4 protein-coding genes and 2 pseudogenes are annotated in these 2057 nt (G+C 40.1%); 3 read left to right on the forward strand and 3 right to left on the reverse strand.

Translation table 11 applies throughout. The features are described from left to right. Nucleotides 1–161 precede the first annotated feature (161 nt). Together mntA and hepT are read left to right on the forward strand one after the other, a co-directional pair. The gene (gene mntA, locus DCC82_RS10100) at nt 162–569 is read left to right on the forward strand and encodes a type VII toxin-antitoxin system MntA family adenylyltransferase antitoxin (protein ID WP_062679146.1); all 408 of its coding nucleotides are present in this window, start codon (nt 162–164) and stop codon (nt 567–569) included. After that, nucleotides 559–969 (forward strand): type VII toxin-antitoxin system HepT family RNase toxin, encoded by a 411-nt coding sequence (gene hepT / locus DCC82_RS10105; RefSeq protein WP_062679147.1) that lies wholly within the window; start codon nt 559–561, stop codon nt 967–969. The genes mntA and hepT overlap by 11 nt, the downstream gene beginning before the upstream one ends. A gap of 55 nt (nt 970–1024) precedes the next feature. On the opposite strand, the gene DCC82_RS17370 is transcribed toward hepT, so the two are convergent. Next, nucleotides 1025–1153 carry a nucleotidyltransferase gene (locus tag DCC82_RS17370; protein ID WP_199222352.1) on the reverse strand — a complete coding sequence of 43 codons (129 nt, stop codon included), beginning with the start codon at nt 1151–1153 and terminating at the stop codon, nt 1025–1027. 52 nt (nt 1154–1205) lie between these two features. Next, nucleotides 1206–1343: pseudogene (locus tag DCC82_RS10110) on the reverse strand (PD-(D/E)XK nuclease family transposase); the annotation flags it as partial. A gap of 334 nt (nt 1344–1677) precedes the next feature. Here DCC82_RS10110 and DCC82_RS10115 point away from each other — a divergent pair. Then, a pseudogene (locus DCC82_RS10115) lies at nt 1678–1830 on the forward strand (IS256 family transposase); the annotation flags it as partial. A 120-nt stretch (nt 1831–1950) separates the two neighbouring features. On the opposite strand, the gene DCC82_RS18870 reads toward DCC82_RS10115, so the two are convergent. Next, nucleotides 1951–2057, reverse strand: a 107-nt coding sequence (locus DCC82_RS18870) for a hypothetical protein (RefSeq protein ID WP_483299668.1), incomplete at its 5' end; no start/stop codon positions are given.

The following is a 2057-nucleotide window of genomic DNA, read 5'->3' on the forward strand; positions in this document are numbered from 1 at the left end:
TTTACCAACTGTGGATAATTTGAAAATCCCTATTTTGACGAAAAACTTTGAAATTTACTCTTCATAGCTGATAGTTTTACGCAAAGTTTGAGGCAGGAAATAAAAAGTAATATAATGAAAGAAAATGGCCCGGATTGGGGCGAAGAAAAGGAGGGGCAGTGTTGACTGAACAGATCGAGCCAATCATTATTGAAGTGTTGACCGAAACGGTGTCCCCATATTTGATTTATTTGTTTGGATCAACGGTTGCAGGACATATCCATCAAGACAGCGACATTGATATCGCTTTTCTCAGCGACCAAAAACAATTGGATCATTATGAACGATTTATGGTTGCGCAAGAATTGGCATCCAGGCTGCACCGGGATGTCGATCTTGTGGACCTCAAACAAGCAAGCACCGTGTTTCAGGCGCAAGTGGTCAGTAACGGCAAAGTCATCTATTGTACAAATGAACAGAAAAAAGCCGAATATGAATGGAGAGCCTTGAAGATGTATGCAAAATTGAATGAAGAACGCGCGGAAATCTTGCGAAACATTAATGAAAGCGGGTCGGTTTATGAAAAATGATGTCATTTTAAATAAAATTAGCGTGATCGAGCGGTGCATAAAGCGCATTCACGAAGAATATGAGAACAACCCGAAAAATTTAGAAAACTACACGAAGCAAGACTCCATTATCTTAAATCTCCAACGAGCATGTGAAGCAAGCATCGACCTAGCGATGCACATGGTCGCACAGAAAAAGCTAGGCCTCCCCCAAAACAGTCGAGACGCTTTTTCTCTTTTAGAACAGCACGGCATCATCACTCCTTTTGTTTCACAAAAAATGAAAGCGATGGTCGGATTTAGAAACATCGCCGTTCACGACTACCAGGAAATTAATTTGACAATTTTGCAAAAAATACTTGATCACCATCTAACCGACTTTACCGAGTTCACGAAAGCGATTCTTTTTTATGAGCAGTAAAGCGGGCGGTGCAGATACGCGCCGTCCGAGCATGTTATTTAAGCAAAGACATAATTCAAGATAGAGACTTCTCATAAATCATTATTCCATCGCGCTCAATTTGCCGTTGAATTGCCTCATTCAGCGAATCGAAAGACAGCACATCACACGAATAAATGCCGACAATGTTGTCAATCTTATTCATGATTTTCCCTTTTTGTTTCCCGTATAATTAATGTACAAATCAATACCGTCTCTTTTGGAAGCTCGGTGTTTTCATATTGCACATCAACAATACGCTCGCGGCCCGTGCGATTTAAAATCCCGTTCAAAAACGCGATCGTAATTCGCTTTTGGTTTGGCTGGCCGAACAATTGCTTAAACATAAAATCCATTTTCAAATCGAAGTATCTTTTGTCATTGAGGAAATTTTTGAGAGGATACAGATATAGATACGATTTTATTAAAGCGGAATGAAAGAGGAAAAACCAAGAATTCAAACAGAATTTTCTGAATAAAAACAAGAAGAGAGCCGAGTGATTTTTTGGAATTACGGACTCTCTTTTTCTGATAATCTAATCATCTTCGACATACTTCGGGGCGTGACAGGCACGCAAACTAAGAGACTGAATATTCAGTCTCTTGTGTGGAGGAAATATCCCCCCTCTATTCTAAATCCATTTCAGAGATACCCTATCTATCTTACATTACACAAAATTCTTGACGGTGCCGATGAACAGTTTGAGCAGTTTAGAAGCCGCTGAAAAAATCGTGTATTTGACCATTCAAGATTTTAATGAGAAATGGGCAGGGCGAAAGTTAAGAGGATTTGCCGAAGCACAGGAAGCCCTCCAGCGAATGTTTGAAGAACGTTACAATTAACCAAATACTGTAAATAACAAAGTAAGGGGATTCTCCCTTTCCGCACAGGAGACAGAATATTCTGTCTCCTGTGCGGAGGAAACCGACTCCTTATCTATTCCAAATCCATTCAGAGATACCCTATCTATCTTTCATTACACAAAATTCTTGACGGTACCTGTTCATCGGTTTTAGGCGTTTCCGAATCTCCTTGATCGTTCGTTCGATGGCATTCGTCGTGTAAATCA

It is taken from the genome of Geobacillus sp. LYN3, from assembly GCF_003064505.1.
In the GTDB taxonomy this organism is placed as follows: Bacteria; Bacillota; Bacilli; order Bacillales; family Anoxybacillaceae; genus Parageobacillus_B; species Parageobacillus_B toebii.